The 26,849-nt window shown below is 67.3% G+C and carries 25 protein-coding genes; 11 read left to right on the top strand and 14 right to left on the bottom strand.

Annotation, left to right across the window (positions count from 1 at the left end; genetic code table 11):
* Positions 1 to 10 precede the first annotated feature (10 nt).
* Complete coding sequence (locus tag AC07O0_RS12310; RefSeq protein WP_494623340.1) at positions 11 to 625, top strand: GNAT family N-acetyltransferase; 615 nt, start codon at positions 11 to 13, stop codon at positions 623 to 625.
* A gap of 10 nt (positions 626 to 635) precedes the next feature.
* On the opposite strand, the gene fliJ is transcribed toward AC07O0_RS12310, so the two are convergent.
* Positions 636 to 1,040, bottom strand: a complete 405-nt coding sequence (gene fliJ / locus AC07O0_RS12305; RefSeq protein WP_091839090.1) for a flagellar export protein FliJ — start codon at positions 1,038 to 1,040, stop codon at positions 636 to 638.
* A 350-nt stretch (positions 1,041 to 1,390) separates the two neighbouring features.
* On the opposite strand from fliJ, the gene AC07O0_RS12300 reads away from it, so the two are divergent.
* Both AC07O0_RS12300 and AC07O0_RS12295 read left to right on the top strand, forming a co-directional pair.
* Complete coding sequence (locus tag AC07O0_RS12300) at positions 1,391 to 2,593, top strand: MFS transporter (RefSeq protein WP_494623338.1); 1,203 nt, start codon at positions 1,391 to 1,393, stop codon at positions 2,591 to 2,593.
* 126 nt (positions 2,594 to 2,719) lie between these two features.
* Complete coding sequence (locus AC07O0_RS12295) at positions 2,720 to 3,283, top strand: TlpA disulfide reductase family protein (RefSeq protein WP_494623336.1); 564 nt, start codon at positions 2,720 to 2,722, stop codon at positions 3,281 to 3,283.
* A 6-nt stretch (positions 3,284 to 3,289) separates the two neighbouring features.
* Here AC07O0_RS12295 and fliI read toward each other — a convergent pair whose 3' ends face one another.
* The gene (fliI, locus tag AC07O0_RS12290) at positions 3,290 to 4,630 is read right to left on the bottom strand and encodes a flagellar protein export ATPase FliI (RefSeq protein ID WP_454024707.1); all 1,341 of its coding nucleotides are present in this window, start codon (positions 4,628 to 4,630) and stop codon (positions 3,290 to 3,292) included.
* A gap of 343 nt (positions 4,631 to 4,973) precedes the next feature.
* Here fliI and ctrA point away from each other — a divergent pair, with 343 nt between their 5' ends.
* The gene (ctrA, locus tag AC07O0_RS12285; protein WP_066470963.1) at positions 4,974 to 5,675 is read left to right on the top strand and encodes a response regulator transcription factor CtrA; all 702 of its coding nucleotides are present in this window, start codon (positions 4,974 to 4,976) and stop codon (positions 5,673 to 5,675) included.
* A gap of 152 nt (positions 5,676 to 5,827) precedes the next feature.
* On the opposite strand, the gene AC07O0_RS12280 is transcribed toward ctrA, so the two are convergent.
* The 6 genes from AC07O0_RS12280 to chpT form a co-directional block, all read right to left on the bottom strand.
* Complete coding sequence (locus AC07O0_RS12280; RefSeq protein ID WP_494623333.1) at positions 5,828 to 6,727, bottom strand: CheR family methyltransferase; 900 nt, start codon at positions 6,725 to 6,727, stop codon at positions 5,828 to 5,830.
* Positions 6,724 to 7,839 (bottom strand): chemotaxis-specific protein-glutamate methyltransferase CheB, encoded by a 1,116-nt coding sequence (gene cheB, locus AC07O0_RS12275; protein ID WP_494623331.1) that lies wholly within the window; start codon positions 7,837 to 7,839, stop codon positions 6,724 to 6,726. The genes AC07O0_RS12280 and cheB overlap by 4 nt, the downstream gene beginning before the upstream one ends.
* A 46-nt stretch (positions 7,840 to 7,885) precedes the next feature.
* A complete protein-coding gene (locus tag AC07O0_RS12270) occupies positions 7,886 to 8,251 on the bottom strand; it encodes a response regulator (RefSeq protein ID WP_057190702.1) in 366 nt (121 codons plus the stop codon).
* Between the two features lie 27 nt (positions 8,252 to 8,278).
* Positions 8,279 to 8,779: a chemotaxis protein CheW gene (locus AC07O0_RS12265; RefSeq protein ID WP_494623328.1), complete on the bottom strand. Its 501-nt coding sequence runs from the start codon at positions 8,777 to 8,779 to the stop codon at positions 8,279 to 8,281.
* The gene (locus AC07O0_RS12260) at positions 8,776 to 11,382 is read right to left on the bottom strand and encodes a chemotaxis protein CheA (protein WP_494623326.1); all 2,607 of its coding nucleotides are present in this window, start codon (positions 11,380 to 11,382) and stop codon (positions 8,776 to 8,778) included. Before AC07O0_RS12260 ends, AC07O0_RS12265 begins: the two co-directional genes overlap by 4 nt.
* Before the next feature lie 123 nt (positions 11,383 to 11,505).
* Complete coding sequence (chpT, locus tag AC07O0_RS12255; protein WP_494623324.1) at positions 11,506 to 12,144, bottom strand: histidine phosphotransferase ChpT; 639 nt, start codon at positions 12,142 to 12,144, stop codon at positions 11,506 to 11,508.
* 270 nt (positions 12,145 to 12,414) lie between these two features.
* Here chpT and AC07O0_RS12250 point away from each other — a divergent pair, with 270 nt between their 5' ends.
* Positions 12,415 to 13,260, top strand: coding sequence for a 3'(2'),5'-bisphosphate nucleotidase CysQ family protein (locus tag AC07O0_RS12250; RefSeq protein WP_494623322.1), 846 nt, complete (start codon positions 12,415 to 12,417; stop codon positions 13,258 to 13,260).
* A gap of 5 nt (positions 13,261 to 13,265) precedes the next feature.
* On the opposite strand, the gene AC07O0_RS12245 is transcribed toward AC07O0_RS12250, so the two are convergent.
* Complete coding sequence (locus tag AC07O0_RS12245; RefSeq protein ID WP_494623320.1) at positions 13,266 to 13,784, bottom strand: YHS domain-containing (seleno)protein; 519 nt, start codon at positions 13,782 to 13,784, stop codon at positions 13,266 to 13,268.
* A gap of 183 nt (positions 13,785 to 13,967) precedes the next feature.
* On the opposite strand from AC07O0_RS12245, the gene AC07O0_RS12240 reads away from it, so the two are divergent.
* From AC07O0_RS12240 to AC07O0_RS12225, 4 genes are all read left to right on the top strand, one after another.
* A complete protein-coding gene (locus AC07O0_RS12240) occupies positions 13,968 to 14,540 on the top strand; it encodes a DUF1134 domain-containing protein (RefSeq protein ID WP_494623318.1) in 573 nt (190 codons plus the stop codon).
* 86 nt (positions 14,541 to 14,626) lie between these two features.
* The gene (locus AC07O0_RS12235) at positions 14,627 to 15,874 is read left to right on the top strand and encodes a coiled-coil domain-containing protein (protein WP_494623316.1); all 1,248 of its coding nucleotides are present in this window, start codon (positions 14,627 to 14,629) and stop codon (positions 15,872 to 15,874) included.
* Between the two features lie 93 nt (positions 15,875 to 15,967).
* Positions 15,968 to 16,900: a sugar kinase gene (locus tag AC07O0_RS12230; protein ID WP_494623314.1), complete on the top strand. Its 933-nt coding sequence runs from the start codon at positions 15,968 to 15,970 to the stop codon at positions 16,898 to 16,900.
* Positions 16,897 to 17,757, top strand: coding sequence for a TIGR01459 family HAD-type hydrolase (locus tag AC07O0_RS12225; RefSeq protein WP_494623312.1), 861 nt, complete (start codon positions 16,897 to 16,899; stop codon positions 17,755 to 17,757). Before AC07O0_RS12230 ends, AC07O0_RS12225 begins: the two co-directional genes overlap by 4 nt.
* On the opposite strand, the gene AC07O0_RS12220 is transcribed toward AC07O0_RS12225, so the two are convergent.
* On the bottom strand, positions 17,758 to 20,121 hold the full coding sequence (locus AC07O0_RS12220) for a glycosyltransferase family protein (RefSeq protein ID WP_494623310.1): 2,364 nt from the start codon (positions 20,119 to 20,121) through the stop codon (positions 17,758 to 17,760).
* A 31-nt stretch (positions 20,122 to 20,152) separates the two neighbouring features.
* Positions 20,153 to 21,280: a GTP cyclohydrolase II RibA gene (gene ribA / locus AC07O0_RS12215; RefSeq protein ID WP_494623308.1), complete on the bottom strand. Its 1,128-nt coding sequence runs from the start codon at positions 21,278 to 21,280 to the stop codon at positions 20,153 to 20,155.
* Between the two features lie 259 nt (positions 21,281 to 21,539).
* Between ribA and AC07O0_RS12210 the strand changes: the two genes are divergently transcribed.
* The gene (locus AC07O0_RS12210; RefSeq protein WP_494623306.1) at positions 21,540 to 22,124 is read left to right on the top strand and encodes a cytochrome b; all 585 of its coding nucleotides are present in this window, start codon (positions 21,540 to 21,542) and stop codon (positions 22,122 to 22,124) included.
* 3 nt (positions 22,125 to 22,127) lie between these two features.
* Here AC07O0_RS12210 and AC07O0_RS12205 read toward each other — a convergent pair whose 3' ends face one another.
* Positions 22,128 to 22,649 (bottom strand): NUDIX domain-containing protein, encoded by a 522-nt coding sequence (locus AC07O0_RS12205; RefSeq protein ID WP_494623304.1) that lies wholly within the window; start codon positions 22,647 to 22,649, stop codon positions 22,128 to 22,130.
* 334 nt (positions 22,650 to 22,983) lie between these two features.
* On the opposite strand from AC07O0_RS12205, the gene AC07O0_RS12200 reads away from it, so the two are divergent.
* Positions 22,984 to 23,883, top strand: coding sequence for a metallophosphoesterase family protein (locus AC07O0_RS12200; RefSeq protein ID WP_494623302.1), 900 nt, complete (start codon positions 22,984 to 22,986; stop codon positions 23,881 to 23,883).
* A 114-nt stretch (positions 23,884 to 23,997) separates the two neighbouring features.
* Here the strand turns inward: AC07O0_RS12200 and AC07O0_RS12195 are convergent, their stop codons facing one another.
* A complete protein-coding gene (locus tag AC07O0_RS12195; protein ID WP_494623300.1) occupies positions 23,998 to 24,744 on the bottom strand; it encodes a glucose 1-dehydrogenase in 747 nt (248 codons plus the stop codon).
* 240 nt (positions 24,745 to 24,984) lie between these two features.
* Positions 24,985 to 26,796 (bottom strand): ABC-F family ATP-binding cassette domain-containing protein, encoded by a 1,812-nt coding sequence (locus AC07O0_RS12190; RefSeq protein ID WP_494623298.1) that lies wholly within the window; start codon positions 26,794 to 26,796, stop codon positions 24,985 to 24,987.
* Positions 26,797 to 26,849 lie beyond the last annotated feature (53 nt).

Raw genomic sequence — 26,849 nt, 5'->3', positions numbered from 1 at the left:
GCTTGAGCCCATGTCCGAGACCTTCGCCATCAGCCTGAACGGCACCACCGACCTGCCAGCCGGCAAGATCGCCGCGGTCGTGACCTCGCTCGAAATGGTCTCGGCCCCGACACGGCGGCACGATCCGCCAGGCGTCGAGGGCTTCTCGCTGGAAGAGATCGGGCGCGAGGACGTTGCGCGCTATCTTGCCGTCTATCGCCTGCTCGGCGAGCGCTGGATGTGGTTCAGCCGGCTGGTCAAGCCGGTCGAGGAGCTGCAGGCGATCCTCGCTGACCCCGCGGTCGAGTTCTTCGCGGTTCGTTTCGAAGGGCGCGATGTCGGCCTGCTCGAACTCGATTTCAGGGAGCCGGGTGAGGGCGAGCTCACCTTTTTCGGCCTGGACGAGAGCGTGGTCGGCAAGGGGGCGGGGCGCTGGCTGATGAACCGCGCGCTCGAGCGCGCCTGGGCGCGGCCGATCGGGCGCTTCTGGGTGCATACCTGCACCCTCGACCACCAGGGTGCGGTCGAGTTCTACCAGCGTTCGGGCTTTTCGGCATTCAAGCGCGGGATCGAAGTGGTCGACGATCCGCGCCTCGGCGGGGCGATGCCGCGCAGCGCCGTCCCGCATTGTCCGGTGATCGAATAGGCGACTGTCGTCAGGCGCGCGTGCGCAGGCCGATCGAGTCCATCATCGCCTGGTCGCGGGCCGCCTCGGCGGCACGCTCGGAGGCGCGCTCGCGATCGTCGAGGATCTCGACCTTCTTCATGTCCTCGAAGGCCTCCTGCAGCTCACCCTTGGCCTCGTCGAGCTGGCCCTGCAGGTTGTCGGCGGACTGGCGCAGATTGTCGCGACGGCCGAGCGCCGCCTTGGCATAGGTCGGGTAGGCGAAGTGGGCCGGATCGGAAATGCCGGCGCGCGTCTCTTCGTTCTGGATCTCGCGATCGAGGTCTCCAGCCATCCGGTTGAATTCCGCGATCATCATCTCAATCTGGCTTACCCGGCGGCGCTTCTCGTCCACCTGGAAGCGTTTGAGACGCAAAAGGGTCTCTCGCGACTTCATGTCGTGCCCAACTCCTGATTACGCCCGGAGCCCGTTCCGCTCTGCTTGCATTGCAAGCCGACCGGTAGAACGGTCTCCAACTTTAGTTCAGAGACGGATTCACCGATCGGGTTGGACCAACCCGATCGGACCCGGCTCTGGCGATGAGCCGACCCCTCGGCTCGTCGCCGGAACACCTCCGCGAGACGAAAAGCACAATGGCGCAAGGAGGTTGATCGTTCCTTACCAGGATCGCTCGCTTTCGATGCATGTAGAGGGTGCGTGGCGGGCTCTGCCGGCAGAGAGCGGCTCCCGCTAATGTAAGGCGAATCAAAACAAGGGGCGCGCGTGCCGGCGTGCCGGACACGTCCTTGCCCGCCTCGCACCGCCTCCCCGAATATAGTTTGCTGCTGGCCGGACTCGCCCTGACGCGGATCATCGGCTGGGGCTCGATCTATTATTCGCCCTCGGTTCTGGCCGGCTATTTCGAACGCGATATCGAGCTCAGTCCGACAGTCGTCTTCGGCGGCATCACCATCCTGCTGGTGATCGGGGCGGTGATCTCGCCCATGCTCGGGCGCCATCTCGACCGGCGCGGCACGCGCCATGCAATGGCGCTGGGCGCGGTGATCTCGGCGCTGGGGCTCGCGCTGCTGGCATTGGCACAGGGGCCGATCAGCTATCTTGCGACCTGGTTCGTGATCGGCATCGGTCATGCGATGCAGCTCGCCAACACCGGCAATGTCACGGTGGCGCAATTGATGGGCGAGCGCACCCGCCGCGTCATCGGGCTGATGATGCTGGTGACCGGTCTTGCCTCCAGCGTGTTCTGGCCTCTGACCGCCTGGCTCAGCGCCGATTATGGCTGGCGCGCCTGCCTTTTCGTCTTCGCCGCGATCCAGCTCGTGATCGTGCTGCCGATCCATCTCGCGATCCCGGCCTATCGCGCCAAGCCATTGGCCGACCCCGGTCCGGCCGCTATGCCGGCCGAGGAGCAGGGCAGGGTGCCGCCCGGCGAGCGGCGGGCAATGTTCTGGCTGCTGGCGCTGAGCTTCTCGGCGAGCGGGCTTGTTTCCTGGGGATTGCCGCTGCACATCATCGGCCTGATGCAGGGCGCCGGGATCGGCGGGGCGACTGCGGTGACGATCGCCTCGCTGAGCGGACCCGCGACCCTGGTGGCGCGCGCAGTCGATGCGGTGGCGGGCGAGCGTCTCCCGGTCGAGCGGGTGGCGCTGGCTGGACTCACACTCGGACCGGCCGCCTGCCTGTTGATGGCGGTCGCACCGGGCTCCAGCGCCTTCGCGATCGCCTTCGTCATGCTGTTCAGCGCCGCGATGGGCGTGATCGCCGTCGCGCGGGCGACGCTGCCATTGGCGCTGTTCGGCCGCAACGGCTTCGGCGCGATGCTCGGCCGCCTGACCGTGCCGCAGAATCTGACCTTCGCTGCGGCGCCCCTCTTGTTCGCATTGATGGTGGAGCGTCTGGGGGCGTCCGGCACGCTCATGGTATCGGCAGCGATCCAGAGCTTCGCACTTCTTGCCATGATCGCGCTGGTGCGGCGGCTGCGAACCTGACTCGTCTCGGAAACGACAAGGTCGGCAGCGTCACTGACGTGATCGTGCGTGGGCGCATGGCGCGTGCCGACCTATCACGCGCCCTTCCGATGAGAGTGATCGCAAGACGAGATGCCACCTAGTTCATTGACCCGCCGCCTTGCCCTGCAGGCCTCATTGGGACTGCTCGCGGGGCCAGGCTCTGCCGAAGCGCGCCTGCCGCAGTTCCGGACGGCGCGCTATCAGTTCGTCGAGCTCGACCCGGTCGAGCCGATGGCACCGCTTTCCCTGCAAGGGCTCGACGGCCGGCCCGCCATCGCCCGGCCAGTGCCTGGCAAGGTCAGCCTCATCTATCTCTGGGCGACCTGGTGTCCAGTCTGCCGAATCACTCTGCCACGCTTCGAGCGGCAGCTCGCGGGCTTCAGGGCGAACGAGGTCGAGCTCGTGACCATCAGCACGGATGAGCGCGATCTGACGCACGTCAGAGAATATCTCGGGCGCCTCGGCATCAGGCGGCTGCCGGTCTTCTACGACCGTGCCGGCAAGGCCATTGCCGAATCGGGAGCGCGGCAGCCGATCTCGACCGCGGAGGGACTTCCGGTGATCTATGTCACCGACCGGCGCGGTGGTGTGCGTGGCTACATGCTCGGCGAGGCGGATTGGGCTTCGCCGCAGGCGACGGCACTGCTGGACCATGTCGGCCGGCTGTGACGCGAATCACATCCCCATGATCCGGGCGAGCCGGGAATAACCGTCGGCGAGGCCGGTCGCCTCGTCCTTGGCCTGCTTCAGGAAGGCTTCGAGCTCGGGATTGAGCCGGATCGCCTCGTCGACTTCGGCGGAGGCGCCCTGGCGATAGGCGCCGAGCCGAATCAGTTCTTCCATGTCGGCATAGGTCGCGAGCGTGGCGCGGGCTTTCTGCACGACGGGATAATAGAGCGGGTCGCAGGAGCGTGGCATGGTCCGCGATACCGATTTAAGGATGTTGACCGCCGGATAGCGGCCGCGCTCGGCGATGGAACGCTCCATGACGATATGGCCGTCGAGGATGCCGCGCACTGCGTCGGCGACGGGCTCGTCATGGTCGCCGCCGTCGACCAGCACGGTGAACAGGCCGGTGATCGCACCGTCGCCGGTACCGGGGCCGGCTCGTTCGAGCAGGCGCGGCAGCTCGGCGAATACGGTCGGGGTATATCCTTTGGTCGTAGGCGGCTCACCGGCGGCGAGGCCGATCTCGCGCATCGCCATGGCGAAGCGGGTGACCGAATCCATCAGGCACATCACCTGCAGGCCCTGGTCGCGGAAGAACTCGGCGAGGGTCAGCGTCGTCAGCGCCGCCTGCTTGCGCATCAGCGCCGGCTCGTCCGAGGTCGCGACGACGACGATCGAGCGGGCGAGGCCGTCCGGTCCGAGATCGTCCTGCAGGAACTCCTGGACCTCGCGGCCGCGCTCGCCGACCAGGCCGATGATATTGACGTCGGCCCGCGCATAGCGCGCCAGCATCGACAAAAGCACGGATTTGCCGACGCCGGAGCCGGCGAAGATGCCCATGCGCTGGCCGAGGCAGCAGGTCAGGAAAGTGTTGAGCGCGCGCACGCCGAGATCGAGCGGCGGGCCGACGCGCCGTCTCGCATGGGCCGGCGGTGGGTCGTTGCGGAAGGGGATGGTGCGTTCGCCCTGCGGCAGCGGCGGGCCGCCATCGACCGGCCGGCCGAGCGCATCGACGACGCGGCCGAGCCAGGCCATGGTCGGGCGCAGGCCCGCCACGGCGCGGTCGACATAGGCCGGGCAGCCGCGGCGCACGCCATCGAGCCCGCCATAGGGCATGACCAGCGCCTTTTCGCCGGAGAAGCCGATGACCTCGCAGGGGACGCGGACACCGGGAGCGATTTCGATGCCGACGCGTCCGCCGAGGCTCATCGCCGCGATCGGCCCGGAGACTTCGACCAGCAGGCCGCGTACGGCCGTGACGCGACCATAGACGGAGGTCGCCTCGAGCTCGCCGATCATCGTGGCGAGTGTGGATAACCGGTCCTGGCCAGGCGAAGCGCTGCTCATGATCCCTGCCGTTTACCTTCCATTAAGCGGAGTGATTAACACTGCGTTTCGAAGCTGCGCCGGAGAGCTGGGCGATATTACGCCTGTTTCCTCGACGCGAGCTTACGCGAAAGGTGCTTTCGCGGCCGAAGCTCACACGATCCGTGTCAAATTCGACTCACCTCGACAAGGATCGTCAACCTTTTGCCAAGAAGCGCTTGCGCCCGGGAATCAGGGTTTGTTAACCATTTCCCCGTAGCGTGTCGCGTGGCGTTTCATCGGGCAAGCGTTCGTCCCCAGGACTACGAGGGTCTTGGGTGGTTCAACGGGATCGCTGGCCTCGGGGCGAAATTGGGGACGTGACATGCGGGTTCTGCTGATCGAAGACGATAGCGCGACCGCTCAAAGCATCGAGCTGATGCTCAAGTCCGAGAGCTTCAACGTCTACACGACCGATCTGGGCGAAGAGGGCGTCGATCTCGGCAAGCTCTACGACTACGACATCATCCTGCTCGACCTGAACCTGCCGGACATGTCGGGCTACGAGGTGCTGCGCTCCCTGCGCGTCGCCAAGGTCAAGACGCCGATCCTGATTCTCTCCGGCCTCGCCGGCATCGAGGACAAGGTGAAGGGCCTCGGCTTCGGCGCCGACGACTACCTGACCAAGCCGTTCCACAAGGACGAGCTCGTCGCCCGCATCCACGCCATCGTGCGCCGCTCGAAGGGCCATGCCCAGTCGGTGATCACGACCGGCGACCTCGTCGTCAACCTCGACACCAAGACCGTCGAGGTCGATGCCCAGCGCGTGCATCTGACCGGCAAGGAATACCAGATGCTGGAGCTGCTCTCGCTGCGCAAGGGCACGACGCTGACCAAGGAAATGTTCCTGAACCACCTTTATGGCGGCATGGACGAGCCCGAGCTGAAGATCATCGACGTCTTCATCTGCAAGCTGCGCAAGAAGCTCGCCAACGCCTCCGACGGCAAGAACTACATCGAGACGGTCTGGGGCCGCGGCTACGTGCTGCGCGAACCCAGCGAGGCCGAAGAGCGCATTCCAGCCTGACCCACGTCATAGCGGCGTCATCATCGACGCCTACCAGTTAGATCGCCTGATCGTCGGATGTACACGACAGGTGAACGGGGACCCCGCCGAGAGGCGGGGTTTTTGTTTGCGCGGCTTGGCAAGGGCAGCGGGAAGGCCGCCTTGTGCTTCTGTCAGGTTCTGGCTGTCTTGAGCGGGGGGAGGGGGCTGTTGTTGCGCTCCAGCGCTCCGAAGGGGCCCGCTCGCCGCACCTGGGTGGTCGATGATGCGTCCCGATAGATGCCGCGGTGCTTTGGATCCGGTACCAGCGTGGTCGTGATGCCGATGACCGTCTCGGCCGCGCCAAGGATGAAAGCGCCATTCCTGGCCAGCCGCTCGGCGAGCGCCGCCATCACCCGCGCCTTGGTCGGAACATCGAAATAGATCAGCACGTTGCGGCAGAAGATGATGTCGAACTGGCCGAATTGATGGTTCGATTCGAGCAGGTTGTGCTGCTGGAGCGTGACCATGTCGCGGATCCGCTCCGAAAGGCGCCATTTGTCGCCTTCCTGCCGAAAATGCTTGAGCAGGAGCTGGATCGGCAGGCCGCGCTGCACCTCGAATTGGCTGTAGAGCCCCTGGCGCGCCCGATCGAGGACGTCGGCGGAGATGTCGGTTCCGAGAATCTCGATCGTCCAGCCGGCGAAGCGGTCGACGGCCTCGTCGAGCAGCATGGCGAGCGAATAGGCTTCCTGGCCGGTCGAAACCGCCGCGCACCAGATGCGCAGCGTCCGGCTCTCGGCATTCGCGACGAGCTTTTCCGGAAGGATGACGTTGCGAAACAGATCGAATGGCGTGCGGTCGCGGAAGAACAGGGTCTCGTTGGTCGTCATCGCCTCGATGACGGCGGCCTCCAGCTCCGAGGCGGGGCTGGTGCGCAGCAGCGTCACCAGCGCCGGGATGCCCGCGATGCCGCGCCGTCGGCAGAGCATGCCGAGCCGGCTTTCGACGAGATAGCGCTTCTCCGTGCTGAGGGAGAGGCCGGAGCGGCGTTGCAGGAGCACGCGCAGGAAGTCGAAGTCGAACTCCGTCATGCGGGCTGCCTCCCGCCGACGAGAGCGCGGATGGCAGGACCGATGCCGGTAAGCGGCAGGACCGCGCTGGCTTGCCCGGCGCGCATGACCGAGCCCGGCATGCCCCAGACGGTGCTGGAGGCCTCGTCCTGCGCGATCACGGCGGCGCCGGCGCGGCGCAAGGCGATGGCTCCGTCGGTTCCGTCGCTGCCCATGCCGGTCATGATCAGGCCGAGCGAGGCGGGACCGAGATGGCGCGCGGCTTCGCCAAACAACACATCGACCGCCGGACGGCAGAAATGCACCGGTGGGCCGTCGGTGACACTGGCAACGATGTGTCCGAGTTTGCGCTCGATGCCGAGATGACGCCCACCGGGAGCGACATAGATCACGCCGCGCGTCAGCCGCTCGCCATCATGGGGCTCGCGTGCGGGCACTCCGAGCTGAGCGGCGATCTGGTCGGCGAAGGAGGCGGTGAAGAGCGGCGGCATATGCTGGACGACCAGCGTGGTCAGGTTCGCGACGGCTTCGCCGAGATCGCCCAGTACCCTCGCGACAGCGCGCGGACCACCGGTCGAGGCGCCGATGACGAGATAGCGCGGCATCACGGACACCAGCGGGCGCAGGTCGACGATGCCGTTTTGCGGCGCGATGCTCTGGGTGCTCTCGGCGAGGGGGCCGCCACTGCGGCGGGATTGCGCGATGCTCCCGAGCTTGCCGAGCAACTCGCTGCGGAAATCGAGCGACAAGGTCAGACCGCTGCGACTGTCCGGCTTGGGCAGCACATCGACGGCACCCATGCTCATGCATTGCATGGCGAGCTTCGCATTGCGCTCGGTGAGCGTGGTTGTCAGCAATACCGCCGTCTTCGGGCTCTCCCGGACGATCCGCGGCAGCGCCTCGACACCGTCGAGCACAGGCATGTCGAGATCGAGCACCATGATATCGGGATGGTGGCGACCGGCATGCTCTATGGCGGCTTCGCCATCCCCGGCGACACCGACGACATGGAAGCGACCGCTCTCGCCGAGCCAGCGTGCGAACAATCCCCGCACCACGACGGAATCGTCGGCGATCACGACCGTGCTCGGACGTGCGCCGATCGGATCGGTGATGCTTGGCACGGAGATCATCGCGACTGCGCTGTCGGGAAGCGGGAGCGTTGCATGCCGCGCGACTTCAGAGCAGGCCGACTTGATGGAACTTCGAGGCCACGATCTCCTTGTCGAACGGCTTCATGATGTATTCGTCGGCGCCGGCATGCATCGCGCGCGCGATATGGGCGATGTCGTTCTCGGTGGTGCAGAACACGACCTTGGGCCGTTTGCCGCCCGGCATCTGCCGGAGGTTCCGCAGGAAATCATAGCCGTCCATGATCGGCATGTTCCAGTCGAGCAGGATCGCATCCGGCATTTCGCCCTTGCAGGCGTCGATGGCGCGCGCGCCATCCTCGGCCTCGGCGATACGGAACTGCAGCCCTTCGAGGATGCGGCGGGCGACCTTGCGGATAACCGCGGAGTCGTCGACGACGAGACAATATTTCATCACTAGGCTCCAGGCGGCGGGTCGGCGTCAGGCGGCGACCGGCAGTTCGATGTTGAGGACAGTGTCGACGTCGATGACGACCAGAAGACGATCGTCGAGGCGGTGGACGCCCTTGGCCAATGTCGCCCAGGCACGATCAAGATGGATCGGTACGGGCTCGAAGGTCGCCCGTTTCAAGCGCATCACCTCGCCGACCGCATCGACGATCAGGGCGAAGGCCTCGCCGCCTTGATCGATGCCGACTGCGGTGACTTCATCGGCGCTCCCGGTCTGGTTCCCGGGCGGGTTGGTTTGACCCATCCGCCGGCGCATGCAGATCGCTGTGACGACGCGTCCGCGCAGATTGATGAGCCCGATGATCTCGGGCGGCGCCAGCGGTACCGGAGTGATGCGGGTTGCGATGAACACGTCCTGGACGCGCTCGATCGGCAGACCGAGCAGCTGTCCGCCGATCGTGACCGTGACGTAGTCGAGCGAGTCCTCGAAGGAGGTCACGCCGGTTTCGATGTCGCCGGTCGCTTCGGTCATGCGGCTCGCCTCATTCCATGGCGGTTTTCCGCCAGCTCCGCGATCAGAGCGCGCCGATCAAATTTGGCCACCACCTCGTCGAAATCCGCATGTGCCGCTGCGACATGCAGCTCGGGTGTCGGCAGGCTGGCCAGGCCGATGATGCGCAGCTTGGCATGCCGATCCTCGGCACGCAGCCGTGCGGCGAGGGCGAAGGCGGCCTCGGCGTCGCGGTCGAGATCGATCACCACGGCATTCAGTTCGGCGCTGCCGGAGGCCAGGCCCGGCGCCATCGCGATGTCGGCCGCGTGAATGACCTGCAGGCCCGCGGCCTTCAGCACCGGGGCGAGCATCTCGCGCAGAAACTCGGATGGCTCGATCAGCAGGACGCGCGGGCCGTCCGCGCCGTCCCGGCGCAGGCGGAGCCAGTTGGGATTGGCCTTGGGCAGGTAATGGGCGAGGTCGAGGATCTCGGTGGCGCGGCCGCGGATGATGGCCGATCCGAGCACCCCTTGCTCAGGCAAAGCGAGCATCTCGACATCGAGAACCTCGTCGACGATGTCGACGATGGCGTCCACCGCCAGCGCCATGCTGAAATCCTGCTCGGAAAAGATGACCAGCGGCTGCAGTCCGCTTTGCCGGAGCTCGACGCCTTCGACCGGGAGGACCGGCATCAGCCGCCCGCGATAGTTGAGCAGCGTGCGTCCGCCTCCGCTCTCGAACTGCCCAGCCTCGACCTCTTCGAGCCGCGTGACCAGGGACAAGGGCACGGCCTTCACCCGGTCCTGGCCAGCGCGGAAGACCAGCATGGTGGTGCGCTCGACAGGGCGGACGGCATCGCCGGGAAGGGCGGGCGCCGCTTCGTCCTGCGGCGTCGCCACGCCGACGAGGCGAGCGACGCCGTTGGGGTCGACGATCAGCACCACCGCGCCATCGCCGAGGATCGTGTTTCCGGAGAACAGCGGGATATGCCGCAGCCGGGTCGACATCGGTTTGACGACGATTTCCTCCGTGTGGAACACCGACTCGACCAGGATGCCGAACTGGCGCTCGCCGACTTGCGTCACCACGATGAAGCCATCGTCGGTGCCGCTCTTGTCGGCCTTGCCCATCACCCCGGCGAGCGGGACGATCGGAAGAAGCCTTTCGCGCAGGCGCAGCACAGGTGCGTTGTTGATGCGCTCGATGCGGTGCTCGCCATTGGCCTTGACCCGCACGAGCTCGCGGACGACCACCTGCGGGATGGCATAACGCTGGCCCTCGGTCGCCACGATCAGGGCCGAGACGATCGCCAGCGTCAGCGGGATCTTGATCGTGATCGTGGTGCCCGTACCGGCGATGCTGGCGACGTCGATCATGCCGCCGATCGCGTCGACGTTGACCTTCACCACGTCCATGCCGACGCCGCGCCCGGAGATGGCGGTGACCATGTCGGCGGTCGAGAAGCCGGGATGGAAGATGAAGCGCAGGATCTGCGCCTCGCTCATTCGCTCCGCCTCGGCTTCTGTCACCAGCCCCCGCTGAACCGCCTTGCGGCGGATACGGGCTACGTCCATGCCGCGCCCGTCATCGGTGATCGCGATGGTGACCGAACCGCCCTCATGATAGGCGGAGACCCGGATCGTGCCGGCCTGCGGCTTGCCTAGCGCGGCGCGTTCCTGCGGTTCCTCGATCGCATGGTCGGCGCAGTTGCGCACCATATGGATGAGGGGGTCCTTGATCAGGTCGAGGATCTGCCGGTCGAGCTCGGTATCGGCACCCTCCATTTCGAGTTCGATCTTCTTGCCGAGATCGGTCGAGAGATCGCGGACGATACGCGGTAGCTTCGACCAGGCATTGCCGATCGGTTGCATGCGGGTCTTCATCACGCCGTCCTGCAATTCGGCGGTGATGAGGGAGAGCCGCTGCAGCGGTCCCTTCAGACCGGCATCTTCCTGCCGGCGGGCAATCTCGAGCAGCTGGTTGCGGGTCAGCACGAGCTCCGAGACCATGGTCATCAGGTGCTCGAGCGTGTCGACATTGACGCGTAGCGTCGCGGGGCCGGCGGCCTTGGCGTCGCGGGCCCCATCCTCGCCATTGAGCGGTCGTGGCTGGTCGAGCGGGCTCGGTGCGGCACGGAAGACGAGATCCATCTCGTCCTGGATCGATCCGGCCCCTGCTGCTTCCGCTGCCCTGGTTTCGGCCGTGCGGGCGAGATAGGCCGCGACCGGGTCGAGCGGTTGCTGCGGCTTTGTGGCCAGCTCCAGCTTCGCCCGCTCGGCGAGGCCGCGCAGTTCGTGGATCAGCTGGTCGTCATGGCCCGGCGGCTCCTGCCCCTTCTCGGCGAGCTCGGCCATGATCTCCTTGATCCGGTCGATCGTCTCGAGGATCGCGGTGACGGCGCTGGAGGAGACGCTGGCGCCGTCGCGGAACTGGCCGATGACGGATTCGGCCGCATGGGTCAGCGCCTCCAGCCGGGGCAGGCCGATGAAGCCGCAGGTGCCTTTGACCGTGTGGACGAGCCGAAAGATGTTGCGCAGGATATCGCCGTTGTTCGGCTCCTGCTCGAAACGGACGAGCTCCCGGTCGACCATGTCGAGGTGCTCGCCGGTCTCGCCGAGAAACTCTTGCAGCAACTCGTCCATGCAAGGACCGCTCACTCACGTCACCGATGCTGCCGCGGATATTGCGGTGCAAGGGTTTATGATCGGTTGAGAGCGAGCGGAAACCGCGCCGTATCGCGCCCTGCGAGCCTGTTCCGCCAGTCTTCAGGCCGGTTCTGCACCGATGCTGACCGTGTCGCCGTCGATCGCGAAGGCGATCTTCATTCCGGCCGCACGCGCAACCATGCCCGTGTAGAGCGGCTGGACGGCATGGGCATCGATGGCGCCGGTCTCGGAGCGGCCGGCGATCAGATCCTCGACATGGGCCGGAATGCGTGCATGCGAGCCGGTGGCGGTGATGGCGAAGCTGCCCTGCTCGCCAGCGAGCGTGCAGCGGCAGGTGATCTTGCCGCCGCGCGGGATCGCCTGGGTCGCCAGCACGAGCAGGTTGAGCACCAGCTTGACCTGGTTCTTCGGCAGCAGCGCACGCGGCGCCTCCCAGTCGAGCGAGAGCTTCTCGTCATTGAGGAAGCCGTTGGCGACGGCGCCGGCATCGCCGAGATCGATCATCGCGCCGGCCGAGCCGGCGGCGCCGAAGGCGAGCCTGGCGAACTGCAGCCGGGCCGAGGCGTTGCGCGCGCTCTTCTTGATCAGGTCGAGCGCGAACTCCTTCATCGAAGGGTCGTCTTCCTCGAGGACTTCGAGCGCGTTGACGATCGCCCCGACCGGGCTGATCACGTCATGGCAGACGCGGCTGCAGAGAAGTGCGGCCAGATCGAGCGGCTCGAGCGAGATGGCGGTCATGATCCGGTCCTGCGGTCAAGAGAATCAGGGCGGCGGGCGCCCCATATCGATGGTGCAGCATGCGCCAGGCTGGTTTGCAGCTGGTTAACCATAGCCTCGGCCCCGGGAGCACAGCGCACGTCCCGGCATGCCCGGGCAAGATGGCTGCCAGAAGGCGAGCCGGCTTTTCCTTTAACGTCACATGCACTAGCTAACAGGATGATGTCGCCGGAGGCGCCGCCCGGCATGGCTTGATCTCTGGCACTTGGCGCCGGCGAGACTGGTTCGACGATGACCATCGCTCAAGACGATCCGCGCCTGACCGACCGGGACGGGCTTGCCCGCGCGCTCGGCGAGGCGGCGCGGCGCGCGGCTGCGGTGCTGCTGGCGAAGCGGGCGGCACGCGACGTCAAGCTCAAGGCGGACGGCTCGCCGGTCTGCTCCGCCGATCTTGCTGCCGATTTCGCCGCCAAGCAGGCGCTGGCCGAACTGCTGCCGGGCTTTCCGGTGATCAGCGAGGAGAGCGTCGGCGACGTCGCGCCGGCTTCCGTCTTCATCCTGCTCGATCCGCTCGACGGCACGCGCGAGTTCCTCGCCTCGGGCGACAGCTATTGCGTCGCCATCGCCGCGATCCGGGACGGGCGTCCGCTTGCCGGGGCGATCGCCGCGCCCGCCATCGGCCGGCTCTGGTTCGGCGGCGAGCGCAGTTTCACCCAAGACCTCGATGCCGAGGCCAAGCCGCTTGGCGCGGTGCGGCAGGTCCATGTCCGGACCGAGCCGGCGGAGGGACCCCTGATGCTGGTGAGCCGCTTCCATGGCGACACGGTCAGCGCCGGCGTCGCGGCCGCGGTCGCGAAAGGCGATGGCGCGCCGGTGTCTTCAGCGGTGAAGTTCGGGCTGATCGCCTCGGGCGAGGCCGACCTGCATGTGCGCGGGGGGGCGACCATGGAATGGGACATCGCTGCCGGTGACGCGATCCTCGCGGCTGCCGGCGGCATCGTGCTGACCCTCGACGGCGAAAAGCCGCTCTACGGCAATGTCGATCGCGATTTCCGCAACCCGCCTTTCGTCGCGGCCGGTTGCGAGAGGTTGGCCCGGCTCGCGATCGAGAAGGCGGCGGCCTGTCGCTGCGCTTGACCCGCTCAGCGCGCGATCGAGGTCGCGACGGTCGGCCAGCGCTCCTGGGCCTTCACCCGCAGAGCGGCTTCGTCAAGGAAACGCCGGCGATTCTCGTCGCTGCGGAAGAAATAGAGCTGCGAGCCGATGATGGCGAAGCGATGCGGGTCGGCATCGACCGCGCGCCCATCTGCGACACCGCTGGCGTCGAAGCCGCCGAAGCGCGGTGTGTAGACCTGCGGCGCCTCGCGAAAGGCATCGCGATTGGCGGCGCTGGCGAAGCGCCAGACCGCACCGCCGTGAAGCAGTTCGTAGTCAGGCAGACCCGGAACGGCGGCATTGTCGAGGAAATAGGCGACGGGATCGAAGCCTGAGAGCGCCAAGCCGGTGCGGTTGTCGCGCTGCATGACTTCGCCGAGAGCGGGGAGTTCGGGTAGGCCCGTGGGGAGGGCCGACGCCCGGCTGGCCTGCGCGGCAAGAAGGAGAACGCAGCCTGTCACGATGCCGGCGATCACAATCCCGGCATGCCTTGCTGCGGCCTTCATCGCCCACCAATCCTTGGCTCTAGTCGCGTTACGGCACGTCCTGCGCCGCAGTTCACCGCTTGGATACACATACGGCGTATCCAGGAGGTTACCGTGGTCGCGAGGATTCGCACGACCCGCCGTCGACGCCATCCCGGCAGGAGGCCGAATGCCCATGCCCGGCGCTTGCCTGGAGACGATGAGATGAACCATACCCGCCGCACCCTGCTCGCCAGCGCCCTGCTGCTCGGCGCGGGCCTTGCCGCCGGTCCCGCTGCCGCCCAGCCGGCCGAGCGCTCCTTCACCCAGAACGAACTGGTCAGCTCCGGCCACCAGTTCTTCGGCAATGTTTCGCGCGGCTTTGCTCTGACGGTCGAGGAAGCCGTGCGCCGCTGGGGCGAGCCAAACGGCTATGTGCTCGGCCAGGAGGCGTCGGGCGCCTTCGTCGGCGGGCTGCGCTTTGGCGAGGGCACGCTGTTCACCCGAAATGCCGGCGACCGCAAGGTGTTCTGGCAGGGACCGTCGGTCGGCTTCGATTTCGGCGGCGACGGCGCCCGTACGATGATGCTGGTCTACAACCTGCCGAGCGTGAGCGCGCTCTATCAGCGTTTCGGCGGCGTCGACGGCTCGGTCTATTTCGTCGGCGGTTTCGGCTTTACCGCGCTGACCGCAGGCGGCGTCATGGTCGTGCCGATCCGCACGGGCGTTGGCTGGCGGCTTGGCGTCAACCTCGGCTATCTGAAGTTCACACCCGAGGCGACCTGGAACCCGTTCTGATCTGATAATTCGGCATTGCTGGCCTTATCTCTCAGACCATGGCAGCCTGACGCCGGGCTGATCGCAGAAACGGGAGTAGCCCTGCCTTGATCGAAGCCGTCATGCTCGTCGCGCTCGGCTTCCTGTCGGCTAGCCTGCTTGCCCTTGCGGCATTGCCGGCGCTGAGCCGCCGGGCCGACCGGTTGGCGCGGCGACGGGCCGAAGCCGCGTTCCCGCTGTCGCTTGCCGAGATCGCCGCCGACCGCGACCATTTGCGTGCCGAATTGGCGATCCGCGAGCGGACGCTCGAGCAGAAGGCCGAGAGCGGCTTTGCCGCCAGGGCTGGCGCGATGAACGAGATCGGCCGGCGTGACATGACGATCTCCCGTCTGGAAGCCGATCTGGCGGAGCGCAAGCGACGGGTCGAGGCGCTCGAGGCGGAGTTGACGGAGAGGACGCAGGAGCTGACGCAGACGCGCGAGGCCCTGGCCAGGGAAGACGCCGGTCACCAGACCACACAGGCGACATTGTCGAGCCGCGTCAGCGATCTCGCGGCGGTGGAGGCGCAACTCGCCGACATACGCCAGGCGCTCAGCGGCAGCTCGGCCGACCTTGCAGCCCGCAATCATGAACTCGCCGAGCTCAGGGCCTTGCACGACAGGATCGAAGCAACGCTCGCCGAACGTGACCAGGCGCTCTCGACCTTGAATAGCGAGCATGATCGCCAGCGCGTCGTCCTGGTCGAAGCGGGCACGCTGCGGCTCAAGCTGGAGGGCGAGCGCGATGATTTCTCGGCCCAGCTCGCCACAGCGGAGGCGGCGCTCGCCGAGGCGCGCACGAGCCTTTCCGCCATGAAACTCGACCGCGACAGCGAGAGGCTGCGGGCCGATGCTCTCACGACACGCGCCAACGAGGCCGAGGCTGCGCTGCGCTCGGCCGATGCGAACGCCGTCAAACTGGGCGCGGAAATCGCAAGACTGGAGGCGGCGATGACCCAGGCATCCGCCGATCACGCCGAGACGCTCGCGCGGATCAAGGTGCTGGAAGACAAGATCGAGGCGGCGGCCGTGGCCGAAGCCCGCCTGAAGGAGCATTTGGCCAGCGAGGCGTCGGCTCACCACGCTGCTCTGCGCGAGCGCGACGAGGTGGTCGAGGCGCTGCATGCCGAGATCGGCGCCGTCCAGGGCGCCCGCGACCAGGCGCGTGCCGATCGGGCCGGGCTCAAGCGCGAGCTTGCTGCGCAGCGCAAGCAGAACGGCGGCAAGGCCGCCGGCGAGGCGGCCCTGCGTCAGGAGATCGTCCGGCTGGCCGATGCGCTGCTGGTGGCGTCGGAGAGCCGCGAGGCGGCGGAATAGGCGCCTGTCCGCCAAAGCCTTTTCACCGCGACCTGCAATGTTCTAGTGAGGAAACCGGTCGCGCTTGCGGCCGCTCTTCTCGGTTTGGGATTCATGACGGATATCGTTTGTATCGGCGAGCCCCTCGGCGAGTTCAATGCGACGCGGGGCGAGGCCGGTGCCTATCGCTTCGGCCTTGGCGGCGACACCTCCAATTGCGCGATCGCGGCGGCGCGCCAGGGCGCAAAGGTCGCCTATGTCGGCGCGCTCGGCGATGACGAGCCGGGTCGGACCTTCCGAACCGTGTGGGCTGAGGAAGGCGTCGATGATGCCCATGTCTCGACCCACCCGTCGGCGCCGACCGGGCTCTATTTCGTCTCCCACGGCGCGCAGGGCCATGTCTTTTCCTATCTGCGCGCCGGTTCGGCGGCGAGCCTCTACGGCCCGGCGCAATTGCCGAAGGATCTGATCACCTCGGCCAAGGTGATCCAGGCCTCTGGCATCAGCCAGGCGATCTCGGCGAGCGCCTGCGATGCGGTGTTCGAGGCCTTCGCGACGGCGCGCGAAAACGGCGTGCTGACCGCCTACGACACCAACCTGCGGCTCAAGCTCTGGCCGCTGACACGGGCACGGGCGATCGTCCACGCCGCCTGCGAGATGGCCGATATCGTCCTGCCGGGTGACGGCGACGCCAAATTGCTGACCGGGCTGGAGCAGCCCGACGCGATCGTCGATTTCTATCTCAGGCTCGGCGCCAAGGTCGTGGCGCTGACGCTCGGCCATGAGGGTTCGCTGGTGGCGACGCCTTCGAAGCGCCAGCGCTTCGTGCCGATCAAGGTCGATGCGATCGACGCGACCGGCGCCGGCGACTGCTATGACGGCGCCTTCCTCGCCGAATACATCCGCACCGGCGATGCCTTCACTGCCGGCGCCTATGCCAATGTCGCGGCAGCTCTGTCGACGCAAGGGTACGGCGCGGTGGCGCCGTTGCCTCGTCGGGCCGATGTCGAGGCGCGGATCGGGCAAGAGGCGGCTGGCCGGGCATGAGCGTTCCTGTCCTGATGGAGGCGGGCGCGCTCCTCGCCCGCTACGATGTGCTGATCAGCGATGTCTGGGGCGTCGTCCACGATGGCGTGCTGGCGCTCGATCCGGCCTGCGAGGCGCTGATGCGCTATCGCGAGGGCGGCGGCACGGTGGTGCTGCTCTCGAACGCGCCGGGGCCCTCGGCGCAGATCGCCGGCGTGCTCGACGAAAAGCGCGTGCCGCGCGCCGCCTGGGACCGGCTGGTGACCTCGGGCGACGTCACCCGCGCGCTCATCGCCGAGACCCATCTGCGCAAGGTCTATCACATCGGCGAGCACGGGGACCGGGCGGTGTTCGACGGCTTCGACGTCGAGATCGTCGGCGAGGACGAGGCGGAGTTCGTCGTCGCGACCGAGCTCAACGACTACCGCCGCGAGCAGCCGGAGCAGTACCGGCCGCTGCTGTCGCGTTTCGCCAAGCGCGAACTGCCTTTCATCTGCGGCAATCCCGACCTCGTGGTCCATGTCGGCCATGATCTTCTGCCCTGCGCCGGAGCGCTGGCGACGATCTATGAAGAGCTCGGCGGCCACGTCGCCTGGGCCGGCAAGCCGCACCGCCCGGCCTATGATCTCGCGCTTGCGGCGGCTCGCGAAGCCCGCGGCGGACGCGATATCGATCCCGCCCGCGTGCTCGTCATCGGCGATGCGGTCCGCACCGACCTCGCCGGCGCGAAGATGATGGGCTTCGACAGCCTGTTCATCGCCGGCGGCATCCATCGCGACGAGACGATCCGCGACGGCGCGGTCATTCCCGACGGGCTCGCCCGCGTGCTGGCGGCGCACCGGCCCTTGCCGGTCGCGGCGATGGCGGCGCTCGGCTGATCACACCGGCGGCGGGTTCGCCTTGCGGATCCGCTCGCCGATGGCGTGATAAAGGCCGTCGAGCGGGCGAAAGACGAAGCGGACTGTCGAGCGCCCGGGCGGCACCTTGACGGCGCGGAAGATGACGTTGGCGCGCAGGAGCTCGGCCGGCTTGCCGTCGACCTCGACCTGCCACCAGGGCTGCCAGACATCGTTCAGCACGACGAAGCCGCCGCGCGGCGCCTCGACATCGAGCAGCACCTCGGTCGTGCCGTAATTGCGGATGCGTACGCTTCCGGCCTGCGCCGGGCCGGTCGGCAGTGGCGGCGGGGCCTTGTCTAAGAGGACGGTGCGGCGCGGGTCGAAGCCCGCCGGCCACTCGCCGGTCTTCAGGATGGTGCCGAAATCGGCAGCTTGCGCCTCGGTGACGAGGAGCACGCGCGGCAAGGCGCGCGGGTTCTCGTAGACATAGGCGTCTTTCGTCCGTGCGATCTGGACGAGGTCGCCCGGCTTCAGCCGCTTGTCGATCTCCTCGACCGGGACGCCGGTCGCGATGAAACGCAGGCCGAGCATGTCGGCGAGCAGCGAGCGGTAGGACGGCATCAGCGGCGAGAAGGTCCGCTGGTCGGGCAGGGCGACATGATCGCCTGCACCCGTCGCCTGGCTGTAGAGACCCAGCCGGAGCGGGTTATAGCCGAGCGTGTTGTCGAGGCTATGGACGAGGCTTGCATTGGGCCAGTGGAAATCGATGCCGGCGAGCTCGATGCGGTCGCGCCGGTCGGGGCCGGCGGTGCGGGCGGTCTCGCGCTTCAGCAAAGCGATGGTCTCGTTGCTGCTGTCGGCGCGCAGCACCTCGTACATTCCGGCCGGCAGCGCGGTCGACTCGCTCGGGCCGTTGTTGACGCCGAGATCGACGACCATGGCGATGGCCAGGATGATGGTCGCGGCCATGCTGGCACCCTGCAAAGCGAGCCCGCGTGCCGCGACGAGCGCACCCGCGATCAGGATCAGACAGAGCACGGCGGTGACCAGCGGCACGAAGGCGACATGCAGGCGCCCGACTGTCCAGGCCAGCCAGATCGCCGTGCCAAAAGCCGCCAGCAGCAACAGGATCTCGAGCGCGATCTGCCAGCGGCGCGGGCGTGGCGCCGTATCGGTCAGGACGAGATGGGTGAGATAGCCGCCGAGGATCGACAGCAACGCGCCGAGGATGAAGAGCGCATCGGCCGGGCGGCGGTAGAAATCGACGCCAGGCAAATGGAAGAGCAGGGCAAAGCCCGGCGTGTAGCGGCCGAGCGCGTAGACCAGCACGATCAGTGCCGCCACGCTGAGGGCGACGATCTCGCGCCGCAGCAGGGCGCCGCGGACGATGCCGACGCCGGTAACGATCAGGATCGGCAGGAGGCCGAGATAAAGCTCGCCCATATTGCGGGCGAGATAGAGGTCGAGCGGGCCGAAGCGCTTCTCCCAGGCCGGGCTGGGCGGGCCCCAGAAATTCTCCAGCGGGCCGGAGGCGCCGTAGAGATTGGCGATCAGCCCGGTCAGCAGCGAGCCGGGATGCAGCGAGCCCTTGCCGGCCCCGGCGAGATCGATGACTGGCCGGTTCGATTCCTCGGCGAGCACGGCGGTGAGCAGGATTGGCACCGTCGCGACCAGTGTCGCGCCGACAACGCCAAGCAGCAGCGGCATCAGGCTGGCGCGCAGTGCCGCCAGCGGCCTGTCGGCCATGGCGATGGCGGCCAGCACCAGCCCGGCGAGGACATAGACGCCGAGCAGCGCGACCTGGTCGCGCCCCAGCACCATGAAGCCGGCGGCGAGGCCGGCCGCGAAGCCATAGCGCCAGGAGCTGCGCTCGAGTGCGCGTGAGAGCAGCAGCAGCGTCACCGCGAAATAGGACAGGCTCAGTATCTGCCCGACATGCTGGATGCGCCAGGCGGCGGCGGCGCCGAAGGCGAAGGAAAGCGCGCAGACGACCGCGCCGGCCGGGTGCCAGCCGCGATCGCGGAAGAGCAGGACGAGGCAGAGCGCGCCGACAAGCAGCGAGCCGAGCAGGGCGCCGTCGCTCCATCGGAAATCCGGAGTCGGGTTGATGAGGGCAATCAGGAAGAAGGGCGGCGAGAAGATCAGCGATTGCGGATCGGCGACCTGCGGCGATCCCGCGAAGACGAAGGGCGTCCAGAACGGCGAGAGCCCCTTGTGCAGGGCGCTGGCGAGGAACTGCAGCTGCGGGTGGAAATGCGCCTTGGCGTCCCAGGGCACGGTAACTGCACCTGAGAGCCAGGGCCAGGACAAAGCGAGCCAGCCGGCGCAGACCAGCAGCATCACCCTGGCGGTTGGCCAAGGTGCGGCAGGCGGCTCGATGTTCTGGCGGTCCCGGTCGGGCATGGCGGCTTCCTGCCCCATGCCCGGCTTGGGATCAATCCTTCGGCGCGGCCCGCGCCATCAGCGCGTCCATGTCGATGAAATGGCCGGCACGGTCGCGCTTCGAGGCGAGATAGCGGACATTGTGGACGTTCGGGCGGCCGAGCACGCGCTGGGTCGCGGCGACTTCGAGGCCGGCGGCCTTGATCGCCCCGATCTTCAGCGGGTTGTTGGTCAGCGCCGTGACGCTGGAGACGCCGAGCTGCTTCAGCATGGCCGCGGCGAAGTCGAAATGGCGCTGGTCGAGGTCGAAGCCGAGCACCTCGTCGGCATCGTAGGTGTCCCAGCCCTGGCTCTGCAGCTTGTAGGCGCGCATCTTGTTGGAGATGCCGTTGCCGCGGCCTTCCTGGTCGAGATAGAGCAGGATGCCGCCCTCGTTCTCGGCCATCCACTGCACGGTCTCGCGCAGCTGGTCGCCGCAATCGCATTTCAGCGAGCCGAACAGGTCGCCGGTCAGGCAGGCCGAATGCAGCCGCACCGGTACCGCGGCCGAGAGATCGGGCTTGCCGACGATGATCGCAACCTGGTCGCGCAGGCCCTCGCCGCCGCGGAAAACGACGAATTCGGTGTCGGGCGCGCCCTCCAGCGGCACCGGGGCGCGGCCGACGATGGCGAGCCGGGCGACCTGCGCGGCGCGATAGCCGTTGAGCGCCTCGATGGTCACCTCGATCAGCGGCTCGCCGGCGACCTGCGCGGCCGAGACAGGGACGAGGATCACCGCCGGCAGCACGAGTGCGAGGCGGGCGAGCTCGAGCGCGGCGTTGTCGAGGGCGTTGGCCGGACCAACGGGGGCATCGACACGGGCGTCTAGCTTGAGAGCGAGTGTCTCGACCCGGGACAGATCGATCGTCGGCATGGCGAGGATGCCCGTCTCTGCGCGCCCCTTGGCGCCGAGACGGCGCAGGCGCGCGGCGCTCAGCACGAGGCGAGCATTGCCGGCGGACAGGGAGTCGAGGCGGGTCGTGAGATCAGTTTCAGCAAGCTCAGCCGACAGGGCCAGCGCCAGATCCTCGCCCTGACGCAGCAGCACCGGGCGGGCGGCGCGGAATTCGGCGAGAGCGCGGTCGACGCTGACCAGATCGGTTTCACCCGGCCGGCCGAAAAGCTTACGCGACTGAGGCATCGGAAGGTCCGTCAGATTGCGCCCATGGACGCGGAGGAATTTGAGCTTGTTACGCGCACCTCGCTCGGACGGATGCATCCGGCGCGACGGCGTTCCTACAACGTTTCCGCTTCTGCGTGGTTCCCAAGGCAGGTCCTGCAATCGGACTGATCGGCGACCGATTGCAGACTGGCCTATAAAAGCGTGAGATTGAACACCAGATGAATAGTCTTCGCAGCGGACCCTGACCAGATATGGCGAGCGGGAGCGCGTAAGGGAAATGACGCAGGGGCATGACCCGGTAGTGCCAGGCGCGGGACGCGGTGCCGTCTACAGTGCGCTGGCGCGGGCGCTGCACTGGATCACGGTCGCGGCGGTGTTCGTGATGATCCCGCTGGGACTCGCCATGACCTATCGCGGCAACACGCTCGACATCTGGGACGGGGTGACCGATGCGCTCTACTCCACCCATAAGTCGCTCGGTTTCCTGGTGCTCTGGCTCAGCGCGGGCCGGCTGATCTACCGGCTGGTGCATGGCGCGCCGCCCGACGAGCCGACGCTGGAATGGTGGCAGAAGGCTGCTTCGCATCTGCTGCATTGGATGCTCTATGGGCTGCTGCTGATCGTGCCGCTGCTCGGCTGGATCGGCATCTCGCTGTTCCCGGCGCTGACGATCTTCAACCTGTTCGACCTGCCGGCACTGGCGGCGCCGAACGAAGAAGCCGCCAAGCGCGTGCTCTTCGTCCATGGCTGGCTCGCCCTCTTGCTGGCATTCCTGGCCTGCGGGCATATCGGCGCGGCGCTCTTCCACTACTTCATTCGCAAGGACGGTGTCCTGCGCCGGATGCTGCCCGGGTTGAAGTAGGGCTCACCACTCCGCGGGAGGCGCCTTCGCCTCGGAGATCTCCGCCAGCCGTCGGCGTGTGCCTCGCGTCGTCTTTTCCGGCAGGGCCAAGAGCGGGAAGAAGCGCGCCTCGGCGATCTCGCGATCGGGCTGCTTCGGTCCGCTCTGCGTGAAGGAGCGCACAACGAAGACGGCGACATGGTCGCGGTCGGAGACATGGCGGTTGAGGAAGACCCCGTGCAGCGCGGCCGGAGCGGTCAGCGCGATGTTGGCTTCCTCGCGCAATTCCTTGGCGAGCGCATCGGCGAGCGTCTCGTTCGGTTCGACCCCGCCGCCGGGCAGGTGCCAGCCGGGCGTATAGGTATGGCGCACCAGGAAGACCTCGCCGGCCTCGCTCAGCACGGCGGCGCGCACGCCGAGCGTCATGCCGCGGCGCAGGCGGAAATAGAGGTGCAGGGCCCGCCCGGCCAGCCGCCGGAGCCCGCGCGGCACGCGTTCGACCCCTGATGCGCCGGAGCGCGGGCCCGATCCGTCCTCGTTGCTCACGATTTGGGCAAATCCTGATGCTGGATTAATTTTCTATGCAGCAGACGCATATCAGAACTCTGATTTGCCTCTCGATATAACACAAACGCGCCATATATGAGGATCACAAGCATCGCATCACCGCTGGGGAATTATCATGCTTCTCGCTTTCATCACCGCCCGTCTGAACGCCAAGCCGCGTTTCGTCTGGAAGCCGGCCGTCACACTGACCGATCCGCGCATCGTCTCGGAGCTGATGGGCTCGGCCAACTGAGCCTTTCGAGGCTGCGTCATCTTCGCCTGCCGCCACCGTCGTGCTTGACGGGGCGCAGGCGTTGAAGGCAAGCGCTGGAGCGTGTTCACGCTCGCGCATCTCTCCGACCCGCATCTCGGGCCGCTGACCAAGTTCTCGCTGCGCGAGCTGATCGGCAAGCGCGCGACCGGATATGTCAACTGGCGACGCAAGCGCCGCCATGCCCATGACATGGAAATCCTCGGGCTGATCGTCGCCGACATCCTGGCGCAGAAGCCCGACCATATCGCCTGCACCGGCGATGTCTCGCATATCGGCCTGCCGACCGAGTTCAAGACGGCGCTCTCCTTCCTCGATACGCTCGGCCCGCGCGACACTGTCAGCTTCGTGCCGGGCAATCACGATTGCTATGCGCGCTCGTCACTCTCGGCGCTGGCGCGCGAGCTGGCGCCCTGGTGCGCCAGCGATGGCGGGGAGGCGGGCTATCCCTGGTATCGCAAGCGCGGTCCGGTCGCGCTGATCGGGATGAACACCGGCATCCCGACCATGCCGCTGATGGCGACCGGGCGCGTCGGTTCGGCCCAGATCGCCGTCACCGAGAAGCTGCTGGCACAAGCCAAGGCCGATGGGCTGATCCGCGTCGTACTGATCCACCATCCGCCCTATGTCGGCGGTGCGCGGCGCACGCGCGAGCTGGTCGATGCCGACGCCTTCGAGGCGATGCTGCGCCGGGTGGGGGCGGAGCTCGTCCTGCACGGCCATAATCACCGTTTCTCGCTGGCCTGGCGGCCAGGCCTCGACCATGACGTGCCGATCGTCGGCGTGCCATCGGCCTCGATCGGCCTGCGCGGCGGCCATGGCGAGCTCGCCTGCTGGCACCTCCTGCGCATCGACGGGCCGCGAACGGCCCCTGTCATCAGCCTGGAGCGCCGTGCCTTCGATCTCGACGGCACGGTGAAGCTGCTGCAGCTGATGCCGCTCACCGGCGGCGGGATGGTCTAGCCGTCATTCTCGGGCGGAGCGAAGCGCAGACCCGAGAATCTCAGGACGAGAAGGTGCCAACAGAGCCTCCTCCGGTAAGAGATGCTCGGGTCAAGCCCGAGCATGACGCCCTTCTTAGACGCAGCGGCCGCCGTCGACCGCCAGCACTGAGCCGGTCACCATCTCGGACTCGTCCGAGCACAGGAACAGCGCGGCATTGGCGATGTCCTGCGGCGTCGAGAACCGGCCCCAGGGGATCGTCGCGGTGAAGGCCTTGCGCTTCTCCGGCGTGTCCTCGCCCATGAAGGTCGCGAGCAGCGGCGTCTCGCCGGCGACGGGGGCGATGGCGTTGACGCGGATACGGTCCGGCGCGAGCTCGACCGCCATCGACTTCGAGAGCAGGTTCGCCGCGCCCTTCGAGCCATTGTACCAGGTCAGACCGGGACGGGGCCGGACGCCAGCGGTCGAGCCGATATTGAGGATGACGCCGCCGCCATGCTCGCGGAAATGCGGCACGGTCGCCCTGGCCATCAGGAAGATCGACTTGACGTTGACGTCGAAGACGCGGTCGAACTCGGCCTCGCTGACATCCAGCATCGGCTGGTTGCGGTGGCTGATGCCGGCATTGTTGACGACGATGTCGAGCCGCTCGAAGCGCTTGATCACCTTGGCCACGGCGGCATCGACGCTCTTTGCCTTGCCGACATCGCAGGCGACGGCAAAGGCCTTGCGGCCGATCGCCTTGGCCGCTTCGCGGGCCTTGTCGCCGTTGATGTCGAGCACCGCGACCCGCGCGCCCTCGCGCACGAAGGTCTCGGCGATGCCGAGGCCAAAGCCCTGCGCCGCGCCGGTGATCAGCGCCGTCTTGCCCTTCAGTCTCATGGTGTTTCCTCGAGGATCAGTTTGCACGCCGACTGTGGGACGATTTGGCCGGCGGGATAAATACGCTTTCGCGATTGGCCGGATAGCGGAATTGTATGGGCTGGATGGCCAACCGCGCAGCTTGGCATTGTCGTCATGGTCGGGCTTGTCCCGACCATCCACGTCTTCGTCGATCAAGGGCAGTGTTCAAGACGTGGATGCTCGGCACAAGGCCGAGCATGACGGAGAGAGTTAGCCGCCTTACGCCCCAATTTCCTCGCGCAGCATCTCCAGCTCGAGCCAGCGCTCCTCGGTCTGCGCGATCTCACGCGTCACCTCGTCGAGCCTTGCCGTCGCCTTGGCGAAGAGTTTTGGGTCGCGGGTGTAGAGATCACCGGCCAGCGCCGCATTGAGCTTGCCGGCTTCGGCCTGCAGCTTCTCGATTTGCTGCGGCAGGGTCTTCAGCGCGTGCTGCTCGTTGAAGGAGAGCTTGCGCTTCCCAGCAGCCACGCTGGCGGTCGGAGCGGGCGTCGGTGACGCCACTGCCGATCCCTTCACCGGAACCGCCCGTACCTTGGCGCCGACGCCGCGGCCGCGCTGGGCCAACATGTCTGAATAGCCGCCGGCGAACTCGGTCCAGACGCCGTCGCCATCCGAGATCAGGGTCGACGAGACAACGCGGTCGAGGAAGTCGCGGTCGTGGCTGACGAGCAGGACAGTGCCGGAATAGTCGGCCAGCAATTCCTGCAGCAGGTCGAGCGTTTCGATGTCGAGATCGTTGGTCGGCTCGTCCAGCACCAGCAGGTTCGACGGCTTGGCGAGAGCGCGGGCCAGCATCAGCCGACCACGTTCGCCACCGGAGAGCGCGCCGACTGCGGTGCCGCGCTGGATCGGCTGGAACAGGAAGTCCTTCATGTAGCTGATGACGTGGCGCGGGGTGCCGCCGACCATGACCTGGTCGGAGCCGCCGCCGGTCAGCGCATCGCCGAGCGGCGTCGCCGGATCGAGGCTCTCGCGGCGCTGGTCGAGCGTCACCATTTCGAGCGTCGCGCCGAGCTTGACCCTGCCCGAGTCCGGTTTGAGCGCGCCGGTGAGCAGGTTGATCAGCGTCGTCTTGCCGGCGCCGTTGGGGCCGACGATGCCGATGCAGTCGCCGCGAGCGACGCGCAGCGAGAAATCCTTGACCACCGGCCGGCCGTCATAGGCCTTGGCGATGTCGACGGCCTCGATCACCAGCTTGCCGGAGGCCTGCGCCTCGCTTGCTTCCAGTCTGACCGAGCCGACGGCCTGGCGGGCGGTGCGACGCTGTTCGCGCAGACCATGCAATTCGCCGAGCCGGCGCTGGTTGCGGGTGCGCCGGGCGCTGACGCCATAACGCAGCCAGTCCTCCTCGCGGGCGATCTTGCGGTCGAGCTTGTGGCGGTCGAGCTCCTCCTGCGCCAGCACCTCGTCGCGCCAGGCCTCGAACTCGCCGAAGCCGCGCTCGACACGGCGGGTGACGCCACGGTCGAGCCAGATCGTGGCGCGCGAGAGCGAGCTCAGGAAGCGGCGGTCATGGCTGATCAGCACCATGGCCGAGCGCAGCGATTTCAGCTCCTGCTCGAGCCATTCGATCACCGGCAGGTCGAGATGGTTGGTCGGCTCGTCGAGCAGCAGGATGTCGGGCTCGGGCGCGAGCACGCGGGCGAGTGCGGCGCGGCGCGATTCGCCGCCCGACATGCTGGCGGGGTCTTCCTCGCCGGTCAGGCCCAGTTCCTCGATCAGGTATTGCGCGCGATAGGCGTCGTCGCCGGGACCCAAGCCCGCCTCGACATAGGACAGCGAGGTCTTGTAGCCGGAGAAGTCGGGCTCCTGGGGCAGATAGCGGATGGTCGCGCCCGGCTGGACGAACCGCTCGGCGCTGTCGGGCTCGACCAGCCCGGCCACGATCTTGAGCAGGGTCGACTTGCCGGAGCCGTTGCGGCCGACCAGGCAGACCCGTTCGCCGGCCGAGACGGCGATTTCCGCGCCCTCCAGCAAGGGCTGGCCGCCGAAGGTGAGCGCGACGTCGCGAAGGTGGAGCAAAGGAGCCATGGCGGGCGGGATAGACTGCGGCGGCGCGCCTGTCACCCTGCCAGGGCTTGCAG

The sequence above is a fragment of the Allobosea sp. GW821-FHT10B12 genome (assembly GCF_059415545.1).
This window is presented reverse-complemented; position numbering and strand designations above follow the sequence as displayed.

What these genes read in the sequence shown, in the direction of transcription:
- AC07O0_RS12310 (WP_494623340.1), top strand. Translation starts at nt 11, where the DNA reads ATGTCCGAGACCTTCGCCATCAGCCTGAACGGCACCACCGACCTGCCA.
- fliJ (WP_091839090.1), bottom strand. Translation starts at nt 1,040, where the DNA reads ATGAAGTCGCGAGAGACCCTTTTGCGTCTCAAACGCTTCCAGGTGGAC.
- fliI (WP_454024707.1), bottom strand. Translation starts at nt 4,630, where the DNA reads ATGAGCAGCGCTTCGCCTGGCCAGGACCGGTTATCCACACTCGCCACG.
- ctrA (WP_066470963.1), top strand. Translation starts at nt 4,974, where the DNA reads ATGCGGGTTCTGCTGATCGAAGACGATAGCGCGACCGCTCAAAGCATC.
- AC07O0_RS12280 (WP_494623333.1), bottom strand. Translation starts at nt 6,727, where the DNA reads ATGACGGAGTTCGACTTCGACTTCCTGCGCGTGCTCCTGCAACGCCGC.
- cheB (WP_494623331.1), bottom strand. Translation starts at nt 7,839, where the DNA reads ATGATCTCCGTGCCAAGCATCACCGATCCGATCGGCGCACGTCCGAGC.
- AC07O0_RS12270 (WP_057190702.1), bottom strand. Translation starts at nt 8,251, where the DNA reads ATGAAATATTGTCTCGTCGTCGACGACTCCGCGGTTATCCGCAAGGTC.
- AC07O0_RS12265 (WP_494623328.1), bottom strand. Translation starts at nt 8,779, where the DNA reads ATGACCGAAGCGACCGGCGACATCGAAACCGGCGTGACCTCCTTCGAG.
- AC07O0_RS12260 (WP_494623326.1), bottom strand. Translation starts at nt 11,382, where the DNA reads ATGGACGAGTTGCTGCAAGAGTTTCTCGGCGAGACCGGCGAGCACCTC.
- chpT (WP_494623324.1), bottom strand. Translation starts at nt 12,144, where the DNA reads ATGACCGCCATCTCGCTCGAGCCGCTCGATCTGGCCGCACTTCTCTGC.
- AC07O0_RS12250 (WP_494623322.1), top strand. Translation starts at nt 12,415, where the DNA reads ATGACCATCGCTCAAGACGATCCGCGCCTGACCGACCGGGACGGGCTT.
- AC07O0_RS12245 (WP_494623320.1), bottom strand. Translation starts at nt 13,784, where the DNA reads ATGAAGGCCGCAGCAAGGCATGCCGGGATTGTGATCGCCGGCATCGTG.
- AC07O0_RS12240 (WP_494623318.1), top strand. Translation starts at nt 13,968, where the DNA reads ATGAACCATACCCGCCGCACCCTGCTCGCCAGCGCCCTGCTGCTCGGC.
- AC07O0_RS12230 (WP_494623314.1), top strand. Translation starts at nt 15,968, where the DNA reads ATGACGGATATCGTTTGTATCGGCGAGCCCCTCGGCGAGTTCAATGCG.
- AC07O0_RS12225 (WP_494623312.1), top strand. Translation starts at nt 16,897, where the DNA reads ATGAGCGTTCCTGTCCTGATGGAGGCGGGCGCGCTCCTCGCCCGCTAC.
- AC07O0_RS12220 (WP_494623310.1), bottom strand. Translation starts at nt 20,121, where the DNA reads ATGCCCGACCGGGACCGCCAGAACATCGAGCCGCCTGCCGCACCTTGG.
- ribA (WP_494623308.1), bottom strand. Translation starts at nt 21,280, where the DNA reads ATGCCTCAGTCGCGTAAGCTTTTCGGCCGGCCGGGTGAAACCGATCTG.
- AC07O0_RS12210 (WP_494623306.1), top strand. Translation starts at nt 21,540, where the DNA reads ATGACGCAGGGGCATGACCCGGTAGTGCCAGGCGCGGGACGCGGTGCC.
- AC07O0_RS12195 (WP_494623300.1), bottom strand. Translation starts at nt 24,744, where the DNA reads ATGAGACTGAAGGGCAAGACGGCGCTGATCACCGGCGCGGCGCAGGGC.
- AC07O0_RS12190 (WP_494623298.1), bottom strand. Translation starts at nt 26,796, where the DNA reads ATGGCTCCTTTGCTCCACCTTCGCGACGTCGCGCTCACCTTCGGCGGC.